Source organism: Pseudomonas sp. 273 (genome assembly GCF_029201425.1).
Classification (GTDB): domain Bacteria; phylum Pseudomonadota; class Gammaproteobacteria; order Pseudomonadales; family Pseudomonadaceae; genus Pseudomonas; species Pseudomonas delhiensis.
In genome coordinates, this window is the sequence record NZ_CP116775.1 from 1,241,845 (window position 1) to 1,259,044 (window position 17,200).

The window sequence follows — 17,200 nt, forward strand, 5'->3', positions numbered from 1 at the left end:
CGCACCAGCACCTCAGCCCTGCGGCTGTTCGAAGGCTTCCAGGGCGCGCAGCGAGTAGACGTAGGCGGCGCCGGCGTTCATGGCGATCGCCGTGGCCAGCGCCTGGGCCACTTCGGCCTCGCTGGCGCCGGCCTTGCGCGCGGCCTCGGCATGCACGCCGATGCAGCCGTCGCAGCGGGTGGTGATGGCCACCGCCAGGGAGATCAGTTCGCGGGTCTTGGCGTCCAGTGCGTCGCCGTCCGCCGCGGCGGCATCCAGCGCCTGGTAGGCGGCGATCATCTTCGGATGCTTCTTGCCCAATGCACCGAAGGCCTTCTTCACCGCGGGAACGTATTCGGACCAGTTGAACAGCATGGCGGCATCTCCTTTTCGGGTTGACGGCCATGCAGCTTAGTCCGGGTTGCGCCGGTCTGCGGGCGGGCCCGCTCAGAACGCCTCGACGATCTCGTAGGCCTGGCGCGCCGAGCCCTGGCCGACCTCGACCTCGTCGCCGGGGTGGCGGCCGAGCAGGGCGCCACCCAGCGGCGAGCGCGGGGTGATGACCAGGACCTCGTGGCCGTCCAGAGCGATCTTCAGGCCGGCGGCGTCCGGGCCGAGGAACAGCCAGCGGCGGCGGTCGTCGCGGTCGGCTAGCTCGACCAGGGCGCTGGTCTGGATGCCCAGCTCGGCGTCGAAGTCGCGCAGCACCAGGCCCTGGAACGAGGCGAGCGCCTGGCGGATCTCCTCTACCCGGCGTGATTGCCCGGCGGCCAGGTAGGCCGCCTCGAGGCCAAGGGTGTCGTACTTGTTCTCGGCGACGTTTTCCTCGTGGGTGGCGGCCTCGTGGGCGGTGCGCGCGGCGCGGACGGCGACTTCGAGGTCGGCGTCGAGGCGTTGGAGGATCAACTGGTGGGCGCGTTGCTTGTCCATGGTGACGGCTGTCTGGGCATGAAGGGGCCTATCCTAGGGCCTTTGCCTGGTGTCGGCGAATGGTCTTTCAAGTTTTTCCTACGGCAGTCGATAGCGGGGCAGAACACCCGGAACAAGGAACCTCGGGCATGAACCTTTCCCTGACGCCCTCCAGCCAGACCTTCGCCGGCTCGTTGCGGATAGCGGCCAGCAGCGACGATGGCAGCACGGCGACCGGCGTCGCCCAGGATGACAGTGCCACGACCACCCGCAACGTCGCCTCCGCAAGCCCGGGTGGCAAGCAGGGCGCGGGCGCGGCCGCCGGCGGCGGCGAAAGTGGCGGCAGCTCCAGCGTTGCCGTCGAGCAGTTGCAGAAGCGCCTGCAACAGCTGCAGAAGCAGTTGCAGCAGGAGCAGCAGGAATTGGCGGCGGCGCAGGCGCGGGAATATTCCTCGGAAAACGAGCGCACCGCGATCGTGATGGCCCTGCAGAGCCGCATCGCCAGTACCAGCGCCGCCATGCAGGCCACGGCGGCGGCGCTGGCCGAAGCGATCCGCAATGGCGGCGGTGGCGCCGGTGCCTTGCTCAGCACCAGCGCCTGAGGCGCCTCAATAGCCGGCCAGGATGTTGACGATCACCCCGGTGGCGATGGCCACCAGCACGTAGTCGCCGTTGACGTACAGCCAGCGATGGTCGCGCGGCGGCGCGTAGAGGTGACGGGCGCGCCAGTCGGTGACCCAGTAGCGGTCGCTGCGGTAGACCGGCTGCACCACCACGCCACGGCGCCATTCGCGATGCGGCACCGGCATGCCGGCCTGCGGGCGGAAGTGCGGGTCGCGGTAGTAGCGCGGGTCGGCGTGACCCTGGCGGCCCTGCTGGTAGTGACCGCCCTGGGGGCCTTTCTGCGGCTGATGTTGCGGCTGGTGCTGCTGCGGACGGTTGTCCGGGCGGTTCGGGCCGTGGTCCTGGCTGGGGCCCTGCTGGGCGAAACTCGCCAGCGGGCTGCCAAGCATCAGGGCGGCACAGAGCAGGGCGACGGTCTTCTTCATGCTGTTCTCCTGGTGCGGCCGCCGGATGCGGCGCGCACTGCGTATCGGTCGATCCCGGCACCGGGCGCAGCCGGTTCGGGTACTTCATGAGACCGCACGGCCAGGTCAAGAAACGCCAATGCCGGGTAAAGGTCCGGTAAAGAATGCGTCGGTTTTGTCATGACGTTGATACATGGCCGCCCGAATATCGCCCCGCAGCCTCCACCGGGACGGGCCGCGGCGAAGGGTGCTTTGTGTGGTTTACACATTTGATGGTATGTTTGCATCAAGTGCACGAAAGAGGTACGGCATGAGCGCACTCATCCGGGAAACCCCGTCGGCCGACCTGGTACTGGCCAAGGCGGTACTGGCGGCCCGTGAGCAACTGGGCATGACGCAGCAGGAGCTGGCCGCCATCGTCGGCGTCGATCGCAGCGCGGTGAGCCGCTGGAAGAGCGGCGGCCTGCGGGTGGGCAGCAAGACCGGCGAACTGGCGCTGCTGCTGGTGCGCGTGTACCGCGCACTCTTCGCCCTGTTCGGCGGCAACCTGGAAGACATGCGCCACTTCCTGCGCACCCCCAACCGCCACCTGAGCGGCGTGCCCCTGCAGAGGATGGAGCAGGTGCAGGGCCTGGTGCAGGTGGTCGAGTACCTCGACGCCATCCGGGGCAAGATCTGAATGGCGCCCGACGTCGGCGCCGAGCTGTGGCGCGAATGCCGGGGCGAGCAGGCCATCGCCCCGCTGCGGGGCAAGCTGGTGCGCCTGGTGGAAAGCCAGGAGCAGGTCGCCACCCTGCAGCTGGTGGATACCCTGGAGGAACAGGCCCTGCTGGAAGAGCTGATCGAGACCAGCAAGCCGCACCTGCCGCCCTCCAGCGAAACCCTGCACTACCTGCTGAAGACACCGTTCCGCTACCCGCCGCTGCGCTGGGGCTCGCGCTTCGGCCGGCGCCACGAGCCCAGCCTGTTCTACGCCGCGCTGCGCCTGGAGACGGCCATGGCCGAGGGGGCCTATTACCGCTTCGTGCTCTGGGAGGGCATGGCCAGCCCGCCGCCCAGCGGGCGCATCCTGTCCGAGCACGCTTCCTTCGAGGCGCGTTTCCAGGTGCAGCGGGGCATCCGCCTGCAGGCGCCGCCCTTCGACCGCTACGCCGAGCGCCTGCAGGACCCGCGGGACTACCACCTGAGCCAGGCGCTGGGCAGCGCCATGCGCGCCGCTGCGGTGGAAGCCTTCGAATACCGCTCGGCGCGCTGCCCGGAAGGGGGGCTGAATGCCGCGCTCTTCGTGCCTTCGGCCTTCGTCGACAAGCGCCCGCGCAACCTCATGCCCTGGCTCTGCGAGACCACCGCCGACTACGTGGCCTTCAAGCACGCCCAGGTGCCGGGTGCGCCGCGGCTGTTCCCGCGCGCGGGGTTCCTGGTCGAGGGCGACCTGCCGCACCCGGCCTGACCGTCCGTCGTCCTGCCCGCCCGGGGCGGGACGAACGCGCTAGCTTATGGCGCTGGCCAAGCAACGGAGTGCGCCATGGACATTCGCCTGGAAGCCCATCCCCATGACCGCCGACAGTGGCGCGTCTACCTCAACCAGTATTTCTTCCAGTACCCCGACAGGCCCACCGCGCTGCGCATGTACGAGCACGTGCTGGAGTCCTTGGGCCGGGCCGCGCCTGCCGCCCAGGCGGCCAGCATCCCGCGCCAGGAACGTCGGCGCAGAGCCCGCGAATGCGTCTGATTCGCCCCTGAGCCTTGCCTGAAAACACCTTCAGAATGCCCCGAAATGAGGCGGTTTGCCCTTGTCCGGCGCGGACTTGTGCACAATGTTGGGGGCTGTTGTCAAGCACCGGAAACATTCCTCCGTAAGCGCTTGATTTTTCGTCGAGCATTTGTAAATTATTGTTTTTAAATGACTTTATGGATTGGTGAAAAAACCACCAATCTAAGCTGCAGCCACAGCGGGCAAGGCGTATAAGACGTTTTCATCACCTTATCCACGAGGTTATCCACAGCTTCTGTGGATTGTCCCAAGCGCTTGCTTTCCTCTGGCGTTGTCAAGAGCCATTGCGGCAAAAGCTGCACTGAATTCTCACTCGCGGCTGCTACCATGGCGCGAATTTTCCTGCGACTGCCAGCCCTGGAGCGCCTCAATGCCCGTCGACCTGCCCAACCTGCTGATCGGACTGCTGGCCGCAGCGCTGCCGCTGGGCTGGTTGGCCTGGCACCTGCGCGAGCGCGCGGTGGAGCAGGAGAGCGAACTGGTGCTGCTGCGCGAGCGCCTGGCCACCGCGCAACTGGCCCAGGACGGCCTGGGTGCGCAACTGGAGGCCGAGCGCGAAGCCTTCCAGCGCCTGAGCGGCCGCCATGGCGAACTGGCCGGCGAGAGCGCGGCCCTGCGCCGCGAGGTGGACCTGGGCCGCGCCGAGCGCGAACGCCAGCAGCAGGCCGAGCGCAACTGGCAGGCCGAGCGCGAGGGCCGCGAAGAAGAGCTGCGCCGGCTGTCCGCCGAGCGCGCCGCGCTGGCCGCCGAACTGCGCGAGCAGCAGGAGGGCCACCAGCAGCGCCTGGGCGACCTGCAGGCGGCCCGCGACGAGCTGCGCGCGCAGTTCGCCGAGCTGGCCGGGAAGATCTTCGAGGAACGCGAGCAGCGCTTCGCCGAGGCCAGCCAGCAGCGCCTGGGGCAGTTGCTCGACCCATTGAAGGAGCGCATCCAGTCCTTCGAGAAGCGTGTGGAAGAGAGTTATCAACAAGAGGCCCGCGAGCGCTTCTCCCTGGGCAAGGAACTGGAGCGCCTGCAGCAGCTCAACCTGCGCCTGGGCGAGGAGGCGACCAACCTGACCCGCGCCCTCAAGGGCCAGAAGACCCAGGGCAACTGGGGCGAGCTGGTGCTGGAGCGCGTGCTGGAGCATGCCGGCCTGGAGAAGGGCCGCGAGTACGAGACCCAGGTGAGCCTGCGCGCCGCCGATGGCGAGCGCTTCCAGCCCGACGTGCTGATCCGCCTGCCCGGCGACAAGCAGGTGGTGGTGGACGCCAAGGTCAGCCTCACCGCCTACCAGCAGTTCGTCGCCAGCGAGGACGAGGTGATCCGCCAGCAGGCGCTGAAGCAGCACGTGCTGTCCCTGCGCAGCCACGTGAAGGGGCTCTCCGGCAAGGACTACCGGCGCCTGGAAGGCCTGCACAGCCTGGACTTCGTGCTGCTCTTCATGCCGGTGGAGGCAGCCTTCTCGGTGGCCCTGCAGGCCGAGCCGAACCTGTTCCAGGAGGCTTTCGAGCGCAACATCGTGATCGTCAGCCCGACCACCCTGCTGGCCACCCTGCGGGTGATCGACAGCCTCTGGCGCCAGGAGCGGCAGACGCAGAACGCCCGCGAGATCGCCGAGCGCGCCGGCGCGCTGTACGACAAGTTCGTGCTCTTCGTCCAGGACCTGGACGAGATGGGCTCGCGCCTGCAGCAGCTGGACAAGGCCTACGCGGCGGCGCGCAACAAGCTCTGCGAGGGCCGTGGCAACCTGATCAGCCGCGCCGAGCAGGTCAAGCTGCTCGGCGCCCGGGCCAGCAAGAGCCTGCCGGGCGACTGGCTGGAGCGGGCGCTGGGCGACGAGCCGCAGGTGGTGGAAGAGGGCAAGTAGTCCCAGCGTTTCTCCGTGCGAACCGTAGGGCGAATAACCGTTCGCGGTTATCCGCCGTACGATGCTGCGCTTTTCGTAGGAGCGAGCTTGCTCGCGAACCCTAGGCTGTGGCACGAGGATTGAGTCCGCTCCCTCTCCCCAGCCCTCGGCTGCGCGCCCCGCCCTGAAGGGAGAGGGGGCTTGTCCGTGCCGGCGGATGGGCATGGTTTCAACCTGCAACTTCGCTTCCGGCTAACGCCGAAACACCCGAAACGGTCCCCTCTCCCTTCAGGGAGAGGGTTAGGGAGAGGGTGCTCTTCCTCTTACCCGGAATTACCCGAAATTCCCCTCAACCCCGAGCCGCCCGACTCGCCGCCGGGGAGCTCGCCAGGTAGTCCAGGGCCTCCTGGGTGTTGGCCTCGTGGTCCGGGTGGTACCAGGGCTTGAAGTAGCGCAGGAAGCTGGCGCCCACCGCGGACATCCTGGGCAGCAACCCGCGCTTCTCGCTGTCGCGCCAGATGCGCCAGAAGCTGCGTGGCTTGCCCAGGCTCGGGTCCTGGCGGGCGAGGGTGCGGGTGCCGAAGGCGAACAGCCAGATGATCAGCGGCCAGACCACGAGCATCCACAGCTGGCGGCTGACGAAGCTGCCGCCCAGGTGCACGTGCAGGTCGTGGGCGACGTTGCGGTGCTCCACTTCCTCGGCGCCGTGCCAGCGGAACAGGTCCAGCAGCACCGGGTCGGAGCCGGCGCGGTCCAGCGCCTCGGCCTCCAGCACCCACTTGCCGAGCACGCAGGTGAAGTGCTCGACCGCGGCGACTATGGCGCAGCGCTGGCCGATCCACCAGCGGCGCAGCCAGGGCCTTTCGTTGAACAGCTGCAGCCCCAGCGGGGTGTCGCTGAGCAACTGCTCGAACAGGTAGTCCATGGCCTTCAGGTAGCGGCTGGAGTCGATGCCGTGCACCGTCAGGTAGCGCTCCACGGCGCCGGAGTGGGCGCGGGCATGCATCGCTTCCTGGCGGATGAAGCCCTGCACGTCGTCGCGCATGCGCGCGTCCTTCACGAAGGGCAGGGCCTTGTTGTACAGGCGGCAGAACCACAGCTCGCCGGCCGGCAGCATCATGTGGATGACGTTGATGACGTGGGAGGCCTCGGCCTCGCCGGGGATCCAGTGCAGCGGCGAGCCGCTGTAGTCGAACTGCACCTTGCGCTGCACCAGGCGGTGATGATGGTCGGTCATGGACGGGGCCTCAGGAAGTCAGGTCGAAGCGGGCGAACAGGCGCGACAGGCCGGGCAGCAGGCGCCACTGCCAGCGCGCCAGGTGCACCTCGGCGCCGGCGGCGACCACCGGCTGGTTGCGCTGCACGGCCTGGACGATCTTCTCGCCCACCCTGTCCGGGCCGAGCCGGCGGCGGCGGTAGAAGCGCTGTACCTTGGCCCGGCGGCGGGCCTGCTGTTCCTCGCTCAGGCCGGCGAAGCGGGTGGCCTGGACGATGCCGGTGTCGACGAAGCCGGGGCAGGCGGCGCTGACGCCGATGCCGTGCCCGGCCAGTTCGGCGCGCAGGCATTCGCTGAGCATCAGCACCGCCGCCTTGCTGGTGGCGTAGGCCGGGTAGTTGCGCGAGGGCGCGAAGGCCACGCCGGAGGCGACGTTGACCAGGTGCCCGGGCTTGCCGGCCTCGACCATCTGCCGGCCGAACAGGCGGCAGCCGTCGATGACGCTCCACAGGTTGACGCGCAGCAGGCGCTCCCAGTCCTGCGCGCTGGTGTCGAGCATGGCGCCGGCCAGGCCGGTGCCGGCGTTGCTGACCACCACGTCGGGCACGCCCAGGCTGCTTTCCACCCAGGCGGCGAAGCGCTCCATGGCGGCGCTGTCGCCGACGTCCACGCAATAGCTGAAGGCCGTGGCGCCGAGGTGGCGGGCCTGGGCGGCGCTGGCTTCGGCGGCGGCCGGGTCGATGTCCGCGGCGAGCACGCTGGCGCCCTGTCCGGCGAAGCGCAGCAGGGTGGCGCGGCCGATGCCGCCGCCGGCGCCGGTGACCACCACCAGCTTGCCGGCGAAGGGCCCGGCGCCGGGCTTCTGCAGGGCGCGCTGCAGCGGCTGGCTGGCCTCGCCGCCGTCGATGTGGCGGGCGAATTCGTCGATCCAGCCGGCCAGCTGCCGCGGCTCGGCGAGCAGTTGCCAGTGCCCGGCGGTCACCTCGCGGCGCCACAGCCGCGGCGCCCACAGCGAGAGCTGCTGGAACAGCTGCTGGCCGACGTAGCGGTCGCGGGTCGGCACCACCAGTTGCACCGGCACCTCGGTGTGGCGCTTGCGCGGCCGGAAGATCGAGCCGATGAAGTTGGCTCGGTACAGTTTCACGCCGTGCTCGCCGTCGCTGGCCTGGTGCGGGTTGCGCCCGGGGTTGCGGATGCCCTCGACCTTGCGCAGGTACCGCGGCCACAGGCGCGCGGCGCCCAGGCGCCAGGACAGCGCCGGCAGCAGTGGCAGGTGGAAGTAGTAGATGTACCAGGAATGCAGCAGCTGGCTGAGCATCTGCAGCAGCGCGGCCGGGCGCCTGCGCCGCAGGCGGTCGCGCATCCAGTGGCCGACGTGGTCCAGGCAGGGCCCGGAGATGCTGGTGTAGGAGGCGATGCGTTCGCGCAGCGCCGGGTCGGTGACGCTCTCCCAGGTCTGGATCGAGCCCCAGTCGTGGGCCACCAGGTGCACCGGGCGCCTAGGGCTGACGGCATCGAGCACGGCCTTGAGGTCCTGGCTGAGCAGCTCCAGGCGGTAGTCGCGGGTGCGCCGCGGCTTGTCCGACTCGCCGGCGCCGCGCACGTCGTAGGCCACCACCTGGTAGCGGCCGAGCAGGCGGGCGATCAGCGGCAGCCAGACCTCGTGGTTGTCCGGGTAGCCGTGGACGAACAGCAGCATCGGCTTGTTCGCCTCGCCCCAGCGGTACACCGCCAGGCGCACCGCGCCGGACTGCACGTCGAGGCGTTCGGCCGGCGGCAGGCCGGGGTTCTCGAGCATGGCGTTCATGCGGCCTCCCGTGCTTGCGGCGGGAGCGGATGGGCGGACGGGGTGCCTCGGGGCATGACGTTCTCCAGGCCATTGTTGTTGTGTGGAGCGACCGTGACATCGTTCGATGTCATGATCGATGCTGACCGATTCGCATCACCCGCGCCATGCCCGGCGGCGGTGTTACCGATACGGGCAGTGGCCTGTGGCCCAGGCGCCATGCGGGTTCGGCGCTGCGGGTGGGTGGGGCGGGAAACTGAAGTCCCGCCTTTGGTTGGGCGCACCGGCCCGCCGCGCCTGTGCTTTCGTATCGATGCTTTCCGGTTGTGGCCGGCGCCGGGCGCTGGCTATGATTGCCGCCATGAGCACGCCCCTGAGCCTCCTGCAGCGCCTGCTCCAGCGCCCCGAGCAAAGCCCGCGGGCGCTGGAGGACGAGCGCGAATTCAGCGTCGACGAGCTGGCCCGCGAGGCCGGCAGCACCGTGCGCAACGTGCGCGCCTACCAGGACCGCGGCCTGCTGCCGCCGCCCGAGCGGCGCGGCCGCAGCGGCGTCTACTTCGCCAGCCACCTGCGCCGCCTGCGCCTGATCGGCGGCCTGCTGGAGCGCGGCTACGGCCTGTCGAACATCAAGGAGCTGCTGGAAAGCTGGGAACGCGGCCACGACCTGGACCACGTGCTGGGCCTGGACCAGGCCATCCTCGGCGCCTGGAACCTGGAGACGCCGGGGCAGATCGGCTTCGACGAACTGCAGGCGATCTTCGGCGACGAACTGGACGACGAGGTCATCGACCGCGCCCTGCAACAGGGCCTGCTGCAGTTCGACGGCGAGCGCATCGGCATTCCCAGCCCGCGGCTGTTCAACGCCGGCGTCGAGCTGTACCGCTCGGGCATTCCCCTGGCCGCGCTGCTGGAACACCTGGCGGTGCTGCGCAGCGACACCGAGCACCTGGCCGCGGGCATCGTGCGCCTGATGGTCACCCACCTGGTGGACAGGCGCGGCGCCGAGCTGCTGCCCGGCGCGGCCGACCTGGAGCAGCTGGCCGAGGTGTTCATGCGCCTGCGCCCGCTGGCCGAGCAGGTGGTGCTGGTGGAGCTGGCGCGGGGCCTGAAGCTGTCGGCCAACGAGATGCTCGGCGAGCGGGTGGGGGAGATCCTGCGGCAGTTCGAGCAGCCGCGTACCTGATGCAGGGCGTACAACCTTTCGCGGTTGTACGCCGTTATGCTGCATCTTGAACAGGCGCTTCGTGGTCGAATCCGCAGCGCGCCCGGGGCCGAGGCCAGGCGGCGGATGACCGCGAACGGTCATTCGCCCTACGAAGAACCTTGTGCCGCGTGCTGCAGGCGGTCGTGCAGCCAGGCGCGGGCCGGGTCGCGTTCGGCGTCCTCGCGCCAGATCTGCACGAAGTCGAAGCGCGGCAGCGCCAGCGGCGGTTCGAACACCGCCAGGGAGGCGGGCAGCTCCAGGCGTTCCAGGCAGCGCGCGGCTATGGTCAGGACCAGGTCGGTGCCTTCCAGCAGCGCCGGGGCCACGGTGAAGTGCGGCAGGGCCAGCGCCACCTGGCGGCGCAGGCCGAGCTTGCCGAGGGCGCCGTCGATTTCCTCCAGCGAGTCCTGCAGCGCCACCCGCACGTGGGCCGCCGCCAGGTAGGCCAGCAGCGACAGGCCGTCGGCGCGGTCCAGCAGGTCGCGCCGGCATACGCAGACGAAGCGTTCCTCGAACAGGCGCCAGGCGCGCACTCCGGCCGGCAGCACCGGGAACACGCCGAGGGCGCCGTCCAGCTCGCCTTCGGCGACCTGCCGGGCCATCTCCAGGCGCGATTCCTGGCTGACGCCGAGGCTGACCTGCGGCGCGCATTGGCGCAGGTCGCGCAACAGGCGCGGCAGCAGCACCCAGGCGCCGTAGTCGGACATGCCCAGGCGGAAATGGCGGTGGCTGGAGGCCGCCTCGAACGCCGGCCCGCCCAGCAGGCCGCGCACGCCGTCGAGCACCTGGACCAGGCGCGGCGCCAGCTCCAGGGCGCGGGCGGTGAGCCGCATCTCGTTCTTCACCCGCACCAGCAGCGGGTCGCCGAGCTGCTCGCGCAGGCGCGCCAGGGCATGGCTCACCGCCGGCTGCGACATGGCCAGGCGCTCGGCGGCGCGGGACACGTGGCGTTCGGCGAGGAGGGCGTCGAGGATCACCAGCAGGTTGAGGTCCAGGCGGCGCAGGTCATGAATGTCATGCATATGGGCTGTATCGAATGTGCATTTCCATTCGTGAAGTGGATAGCAAAGGATGGGCCCGTCCACAAGCAACGGAGTCCATCCATGTCGAAGATCCTGCTCATCAGCCTGGCCATCTCGGTCGGCGGCCTGGTCGCCCTGCAGGCCGGCAGCAACGCCTTCCTCGGTCGCCAGCTGGGCCACCCGCTGAGCGCCAGCCTGGCCTCGCTCGGCGTCAGCCTGGGCGTGGTGGTGCTGGCCCTGGTGATCATGCGCGTGCCCCTGCCGGCCGGCGCCGGGGTGGCGGCTACGCCCTGGTGGAGCTGGCTCGGCGGGCTGTTCGGCGCGGCCTACCTGACGGTGGCGGTGATGCTGGCGCCGCGCCTGGGCGGGGCGACCTTCCTGGCCTGCGTGGTGGCCGGGCAGATGCTGGTATCGGCGCTGTGCGACCAGTTCGGCTGGGTCGGCTTCCCGGTGCGCCGGCTGAGCGCCGAGGGCGTGCTGGCGCTGCTGCTGATCGTGGCCGGGGTGCTCCTGCTGCAATGGCGCGGGCGGCTCGCCTGAGTCACATGAGGAACAGCGTCAGCGCCCCCGCGGCCAGGCCCGCGACCATCACCGGTACGCTGCGCAGGGCCAGCTGGCCGCCGCCGACCAGGGCGATCAGGACGGCCTTGACCAGGCTGTTGCTGGCCACCGCGAGGACGATGCCGCGCCCGGCCACCTCGGCGTCCAGCCCGCCCATGGCATTGCTGGCCAGGGACAGGGTGATGGCGTCGACGTCGGCCAGGCCCGAGAGCAGCGCCACCAGGTACACGCCGATGTCGCCCAGGTAGCGGTGCCCGGCCTCGACCAGGAACAGGATCAGCGCCAGCAGGGCGGCGAAGCGCAGGGCCGGGCCCAGCTCGAAGGGGTTCTTCAGCGGCGGTTCGCTGGCGGCGGGCGCCTCGTCCCGGCTGGCGCGGCGCCAATACAGCAGCGCGCCGCCGGCGTAGACCAGGGTGGCGACGATCAGCGGCGGCAGCAGGTTCGGCAGCAGCTCGGCGTTGACCAGGCCCACCTCCAGCGCCACCCGCGGGAACATCAGCGCCGAGGTGGCCAGCAGGCCGGCGGCCAGCAAGGGTTGCAGGCGGCGCTGCTCGTGCATGCCGGCAAGGGTGAGGGTCATCGCCGTGGACGACACCAGGCCGCCGAGCAGCGCGGTGATCAGCAGGCCGTGGCGGGTCCCGGTGAGGCGCACGGCGACGTAGGCGGCGAAGCCCAGGCCGGCGATCAGCACCACCATCCACCAGCTGGCGTAGGGGTTGAACACCTGCCAGGGGCCGTAGCCCTGGTTGGGCAGCACCGGCAGCATCACCACCGAGATGAACAGCAGCTTGAAGGCCGCCGACAGTTCGCGGGCATCCAGGTGCTTCAGTGCCGCGTGCAGGGACTCCTTCAGGCTCAGCAGCAGCGCCACCACCACACCGCCGCCGGCGGCCAGCAGGCGGCTGTCGGCCACCGCCAGGCTGCCCAGCAGGAAGGTGGCGAGCAGGGCCACCTCGCTGGTCATGCCCTGGTCGCCGCTGCGGCCTACGTCGGCCAGGTAGCCGGCCACCGCCAGCAGGCCCACCAGCAGCGCCATCACCACCCAGGCCCAGACGCCGAAGTGCCCGGCCAGCAAGGCACTCAGGCCGCCCAGCAGGCCGGCCAGGGTGAAGGTGCGGATGCCGGCGACCTGGCGGATGTCCTCGAAGTCGCGCTCGCGCCAGCCGCGCTCGGTGCCGACCAGCAGGCCGATGGCCAGGGCGGTGGTGAGGTCGAGGACGAGTTCCATGTGGTCCAGCATCGTGGGCGGGCTCCGTGCGGGGATGCTGGGAGTCTAGAAGCTGGTGGTGTGGAGGAGGTGTTCCAGGTCAAGCCGGGGATGCCATTCCCCTGTAGGAGCGCGCCCTGCGCGCGAAATCGCGGGCAGGGCCCGCTCCTACAAAGAGCACCCCGGCGCGGACTGCAAGACAGTTGCTCCTACGGGGGAGGAATACCGTGCCTCCCGGAACCGTAGGGCGGATAACCGTTCGCGGTTATCCGCCGATACACCGGGGGCACAGCCAACGCCAAGGTCAACCCCGGAGCCGCCGGCAAGCAAGGCCAAGCGGCGGATAACGCCGTAGGCGTTATGCGCCCTACGACGTCCGGTCAGCGCAGGCTCAGGTGCCGGCTCAGCAGCGCCCGCAGCGCCGCTGGCTTCACCGGCTTGGCGAGGAATTCCAGGCCGGCGGCGTGGATCTGCGCCACCAGCTCGGGGCGGGCGTCGGCGCTGATCACCACGCCGGGCACCGGCTCGCCCAGGCGGGCGCGCAGCCAGGCCATCAGCTCGGCGCCGGTCTCGCCGTTGTCCAGGTGGTAGTCGATCAGCGCCAGCTCCGGGCGCGCGTCGCTGTCCAGCAACTGCTCGCACTCGGCCTTGCTGCGCGCGGTGAGCACGCGGCAGCCCCAGCGGCTGAGCAGGCTGTTCATGCCGACCAGGATGCTGTCCTCGTTGTCCACGCACAGCACCTGGGCGCCGTTCAGCTCGGTGGGCACCTCGGCCTTGTGGCCGTTGAGCTCGGCCGGCGCCGGCTGCCGCGCCAGCGGCACGCTGACGCTGAACACGCTGCCCTTGCCCGGCCAGGAGCGCACCTGCAGGCGGTGGCCGAGCACCTTGCACAGCCGGTCGGCGATCGCCAGGCCTAGGCCCAGGCCTTTCTCGGCGCGGGTCTGGTGGCTGTCCAGGCGCTTGAATTCCTCGAAGATCACGCTGAGCTTGTCCTCCGGGATGCCCGGGCCGCGGTCCCAGACCTCCAGGCGCAGGTGCCCGTCCTCGCGGCGCACGCCCAGCAGCACGCGGCCCTTGGCGTAGCGGAAGGCATTGGTCAGGAAGTTCTGCAGCACCCGGCGCAGCAGCTTGATGTCGCTGTCCACCCGCAGCTTGCTGCCGCGCAGGTGGAAGTCGATGCCCTGTTCCTGGGCCAGGGCGCGGAACTCGGCGCCCAGCGGGTCGAGCAGGGCGCTGAGCGGGAAGGCCGCGCGCTCGGCGCTGACGCGGCCGCTTTCCAGGCGCGAGATGTCCAGCAAGTCGGTGATCAGGTCCTCGGCCGAACGCAGCGAGGAATCCAGGTGGCGCACCAGGTCGCTGGCCTCGCCGGACATCCCGCCTTGGTGCGCCAGCGCCGCGGAGAACAGCCGCGCGGCATTCAGCGGCTGCATCAGGTCGTGGCTGACCGCGGCGAGGAAGCGCGTCTTCGACTGGTTGGCGGCCTCGGCGGTGCCCTTGGCCTCGGTCAGCGCCTGGTTCAGCTGCGAGAGCTCCTGGGTGCGTTCCTCGACGCGCTGCTCCAGGCTCTCGTTGGCTTCCTTGAGGCCGTGCTCGGCGTCGCGGAACGCGGTGATGTCGGTGAAGCTCATGACGAAGCCGCCGCCGGGCATGGGGTTGCCGATCAGCTCGATGACGCGGCCGTTGGGGAACAGCCGCTCGGAAGTGTGCGGGGTGCCCTGGCGCATCCAGTACAGGCGCTTGGCCACGTGCAGGTCGGGGTCGCCGGGCCCGCACAGGCCGCGCTCGGCGTTGTAGCGGATGATGTCGGCGATCGGCCGGCCGACGTGGATCAGCCCGTCGGGGTACTCGAACAGCTCGATGTAGCGGTGGTTCCAGGCCACCAGGCGCAGCGACTGGTCGACCACGCTGATGCCCTGGGTGATGTTCTCGATGGCGCCCTGCAGCAGGGCGCGGTTGAACTGCAGCACCTCGGAGGCTTCGTCGGCGATCTTCACCACGTCCTCCACCTGCATCTCGCGGCCCTCGATGGCGGCCTTGACCACCGCGCGCGCCGAGGAGGCGCCGAGCACGCCGGCGAGCAGGCGCTCGGTGTGGGCGATCCACTCGTCGTTGGCGTTCTGGCTGGGCACGAAGCCCTTGCCCTGGCGGTAGGCGAAGCGGATGAAGCTCTGCCGCGCGCGCTCCTCGCCGACGAAGCGCGCGGCGAGCATCAGCAGGTCTTCCAGCTGGACCGCCAGCATCGAGCGCGAGCTGAGCCGCTGGGAGATTTCCTGGCCGATGAAGCGGCTGGCCTGCCAGTGCTCGGAGACGCGGGTGCGAGAGAACACCGAGACCAGGCCGAACAGGGCGAAGTTGCCGATCAGCGAGAGCAGCACGCCGAGGGTCAGCGGCTCGATGTTGACGCCGAAGGGGTGGCCGGCCAGCCAGGTCAGCCCGGGGAAGTGCTCCAGCGGCCAGCCCAGGCTGCGGGCGATCACCGGCAGCACCAGGGTGTAGGCCCAGAGCGCGGAGCCGGCGGCCAGGCCCGCGAACACGCCGCGGCGGTTGGCCTGCTTCCAGTACAGCGCGCCTATCATCGCCGGGCCCAGCTGGGCGATGGCGGCGAAGGCGATCTGGCCGATGGTCGCCAGGCTGGCGGTGGAGCCCAGCAGGCGGTAGCTGACGTAGGCCAGCAGGAGGATCAGGGCGATGCTGACCCGGCGCACGGTGAGCAGCCAGTGGCGGAACACCTCGAAGGGCTGCTCGTCGTTGCCGCCGCGGCGGCGCAGCAGCCAGGGCAGCAGCATGTCGTTGGAGACCATGGTGGACAGCGCCACGCTGGCCACGATGACCATGCCGGTGGCCGCCGAGGCGCCGCCGATGAAGGCCAGCAGCGCCAGCGCCGGGTGCGCCTCGGCCAGCGGCAGGCTGATCACGAAGGAGTCGGGGATGACCCCCGGCGGCAGCTGCATCTGCCCGGCCAGGGCGATGGGCACCACGAACAGCGCGGCCAGCACCAGGTAGGCGGGGAACACCCAGCGCGCCAGGTTGAGGTCGCGCGGCTCGATGTTCTCCACCACCAGCACGTGGAACTGCCGCGGCAGGCACATGATGGCGGTCATGGCCACGCCGGTCTGCAGCAGCATGGCCGGCCAGTGCACGGTTTCCTGCCAGTACTCGGCCAGCTGCGGGGCGTCGCGGGCCTTGTCCAGCAGGTCGCCGAAGCCGTCGTAGAGGCCGAAGGTGACGAAGATGCCCACGGCGAGGAAGGCGGCCAGCTTGACCAGCGACTCGAAGGCGATGGCCAGCACCATGCCGCGGTGGTGCTCGGTGACGTCCAGGCTGCGGGTGCCGAAGACGATGGTGAACAGCGCCAGCACCAGCGAGACGATCAGCGCCGTGTCCTGGGCGCGGCTGCCGCCGGAGTCGGCGCCGGCGCCGATCAAGAGGTTCACGCCCAGGACGATGCCCTTGAGCTGCAGGGCGATGTAGGGCAGCACGCAGACCACGCAGATCAGCGCCACCACCACCGCCAGGGCCTGGGACTTGCCGTAGCGCGCGGCGATGAAGTCGGCGATGGAGGTGATGTTCTCCTGCTTGCTGATCATGATCATCTTCTGCAGCACCCAGGGCGCGAAGAGCATCAGCAGCACGGGGCCGATGTAGATCGGCAGGAACGACCAGAGCTGGCCGGCGGCCTGGCCGACGGCGCCGAAGAAGGTCCAGCTGGTGCAGTACACCGCCAGGGACAGGCTGTAGACCCAGGCGCGCAGGCGCGGCGACAGGGGCGCGCGGCGGCGGTCGCCATAGAAGGCGATGGCGAACAGGATGGCCATGTAGAGAAAGGCGACCGTGGCGATCAGCCCGCTGGACAACGACATGCGAACTCCGAGAAATCGACGCGCTCCCCCGCAGGAGCTGCTGGGATGCAGTTTCGCACCAAAGTCCGATGCTGTCAGAACCCCTGCGACCAAGGTCTCAGAGGCCGCTTGCCGCAGTGGGAAAGCGCTGGTAGCTTTGCCGGCCGTTTCGCCCAGGGCCCGTCCGCCGCGCCCTGGCGCCGCTGTGGCACTATTGCCGGGCGCCGGGTTCCGATAGGGGCTGGCGGAACGCCGAGGTACGAGGAGGGGCCATGTTCAGACCGTCACCCATCACCCTGCAGCGCGGTGCGCTGCGCCTGGAACCCATGGTCGAGGCCGACGTGCCCGAGCTGGTGGCCCTGGCCGAGGCCAACCGCGAGGCGCTGAGGTTCATGAGCGCGCCGCAGCGCCCGGACTGGTACCGCAACAGCCTCGCCGAGCAGCGCGAGGGCCGCGCCCTGCCGCTGGTGGTGCGCCTGGGCAACCAACTGGTGGGCACCACCCGCTTCATGGACTTCCTCCCGGCGCTGCCGGCCTGCGAGATCGGCGGCACCTGGCTGGACGCGGCGCAGCACGGCACCGGGCTGAACGCCAGCATCAAGTACCTGATGCTGCGCCAGGCCTTCGACAACTGGAAGATGGTCCGCGTGCAGCTCAAGACCGCCGCCAGCAACCTGCGCTCGCAGCGCGCCATCGAGAAGCTCGGCGCGCTGCGCGAGGGCGTGCTGCGCAACCACCGGCGCCTGGCCGGCGGGCGCCTGGACGACACCGTCCTCTACAGCATCACCGACCTGGAGTGGCCGCAGGTTAAGGCCGCCCTGGAAGCCGGCTTCATCGGCTGAGCACC

Annotated in this window: 16 protein-coding genes; 8 read left to right on the plus strand and 8 right to left on the minus strand. The window is 70.0% G+C overall.

Annotation, left to right across the window (positions count from 1 at the left end; translation table 11 throughout):
- Nucleotides 1-12 precede the first annotated feature (12 nt).
- Together PKO50_RS06110 and PKO50_RS06115 are read right to left on the minus strand one after the other, a co-directional pair.
- Nucleotides 13-354, minus strand: coding sequence for a carboxymuconolactone decarboxylase family protein (locus tag PKO50_RS06110; RefSeq protein ID WP_089393110.1), 342 nt, complete (start codon nt 352-354; stop codon nt 13-15).
- 72 nt (nt 355-426) lie between these two features.
- Complete coding sequence (locus PKO50_RS06115) at nt 427-909, minus strand: GreA/GreB family elongation factor (RefSeq protein ID WP_109936595.1); 483 nt, start codon at nt 907-909, stop codon at nt 427-429.
- 128 nt (nt 910-1,037) lie between these two features.
- Here PKO50_RS06115 and PKO50_RS06120 point away from each other — a divergent pair, with 128 nt between their 5' ends.
- A complete protein-coding gene (locus tag PKO50_RS06120; RefSeq protein WP_275629129.1) occupies nt 1,038-1,490 on the plus strand; it encodes a hypothetical protein in 453 nt (150 codons plus the stop codon).
- A 6-nt stretch (nt 1,491-1,496) separates the two neighbouring features.
- On the opposite strand, the gene PKO50_RS06125 is transcribed toward PKO50_RS06120, so the two are convergent.
- Entirely contained in the window at nt 1,497-1,937 is a 441-nt protein-coding gene (locus PKO50_RS06125) for an RcnB family protein (protein WP_275629130.1), read from the minus strand.
- A gap of 289 nt (nt 1,938-2,226) precedes the next feature.
- Between PKO50_RS06125 and PKO50_RS06130 the strand changes: the two genes are divergently transcribed.
- The 4 genes from PKO50_RS06130 (at nt 2,227) to rmuC (ending at nt 5,539) form a co-directional block, all read left to right on the plus strand.
- The gene (locus PKO50_RS06130) at nt 2,227-2,595 is read left to right on the plus strand and encodes an antitoxin Xre/MbcA/ParS toxin-binding domain-containing protein (RefSeq protein WP_043271094.1); all 369 of its coding nucleotides are present in this window, start codon (nt 2,227-2,229) and stop codon (nt 2,593-2,595) included.
- Complete coding sequence (locus PKO50_RS06135; protein ID WP_275629131.1) at nt 2,596-3,366, plus strand: RES family NAD+ phosphorylase; 771 nt, start codon at nt 2,596-2,598, stop codon at nt 3,364-3,366.
- Nucleotides 3,367-3,441: 75 nt separating this feature from the next.
- On the plus strand, nt 3,442-3,648 hold the full coding sequence (locus PKO50_RS06140; RefSeq protein WP_109936600.1) for a hypothetical protein: 207 nt from the start codon (nt 3,442-3,444) through the stop codon (nt 3,646-3,648).
- Nucleotides 3,649-4,174: 526 nt separating this feature from the next.
- Nucleotides 4,175-5,539, plus strand: a complete 1,365-nt coding sequence (gene rmuC / locus PKO50_RS06145; protein ID WP_275630427.1) for a DNA recombination protein RmuC — start codon at nt 4,175-4,177, stop codon at nt 5,537-5,539.
- 328 nt (nt 5,540-5,867) lie between these two features.
- Here rmuC and PKO50_RS06150 read toward each other — a convergent pair whose 3' ends face one another.
- On the minus strand, nt 5,868-6,755 hold the full coding sequence (locus PKO50_RS06150; protein ID WP_109936601.1) for a metal-dependent hydrolase: 888 nt from the start codon (nt 6,753-6,755) through the stop codon (nt 5,868-5,870).
- Nucleotides 6,756-6,765: 10 nt separating this feature from the next.
- A complete protein-coding gene (locus tag PKO50_RS06155; RefSeq protein ID WP_275629132.1) occupies nt 6,766-8,541 on the minus strand; it encodes an SDR family oxidoreductase in 1,776 nt (591 codons plus the stop codon).
- 340 nt (nt 8,542-8,881) lie between these two features.
- On the opposite strand from PKO50_RS06155, the gene PKO50_RS06160 reads away from it, so the two are divergent.
- Nucleotides 8,882-9,703 (plus strand): MerR family transcriptional regulator, encoded by an 822-nt coding sequence (locus PKO50_RS06160; protein ID WP_275629133.1) that lies wholly within the window; start codon nt 8,882-8,884, stop codon nt 9,701-9,703.
- Nucleotides 9,704-9,831: 128 nt separating this feature from the next.
- On the opposite strand, the gene PKO50_RS06165 is transcribed toward PKO50_RS06160, so the two are convergent.
- Nucleotides 9,832-10,746: a LysR substrate-binding domain-containing protein gene (locus tag PKO50_RS06165; RefSeq protein WP_275629134.1), complete on the minus strand. Its 915-nt coding sequence runs from the start codon at nt 10,744-10,746 to the stop codon at nt 9,832-9,834.
- An 81-nt stretch (nt 10,747-10,827) separates the two neighbouring features.
- Between PKO50_RS06165 and PKO50_RS06170 the strand changes: the two genes are divergently transcribed.
- Entirely contained in the window at nt 10,828-11,286 is a 459-nt protein-coding gene (locus PKO50_RS06170; RefSeq protein ID WP_109936604.1) for a DMT family transporter, read from the plus strand.
- Nucleotide 11,287: 1 nt separating this feature from the next.
- Here PKO50_RS06170 and PKO50_RS06175 read toward each other — a convergent pair whose 3' ends face one another.
- Both PKO50_RS06175 and PKO50_RS06180 read right to left on the minus strand, forming a co-directional pair.
- Nucleotides 11,288-12,547: an MgtC/SapB family protein gene (locus tag PKO50_RS06175; RefSeq protein WP_275629135.1), complete on the minus strand. Its 1,260-nt coding sequence runs from the start codon at nt 12,545-12,547 to the stop codon at nt 11,288-11,290.
- Nucleotides 12,548-12,894: 347 nt separating this feature from the next.
- A complete protein-coding gene (locus tag PKO50_RS06180; RefSeq protein WP_275629136.1) occupies nt 12,895-16,374 on the minus strand; it encodes a hybrid sensor histidine kinase/response regulator in 3,480 nt (1,159 codons plus the stop codon).
- 251 nt (nt 16,375-16,625) lie between these two features.
- Here PKO50_RS06180 and PKO50_RS06185 point away from each other — a divergent pair, with 251 nt between their 5' ends.
- Nucleotides 16,626-17,195: a GNAT family protein gene (locus PKO50_RS06185; RefSeq protein WP_089393099.1), complete on the plus strand. Its 570-nt coding sequence runs from the start codon at nt 16,626-16,628 to the stop codon at nt 17,193-17,195.
- Nucleotides 17,196-17,200 lie beyond the last annotated feature (5 nt).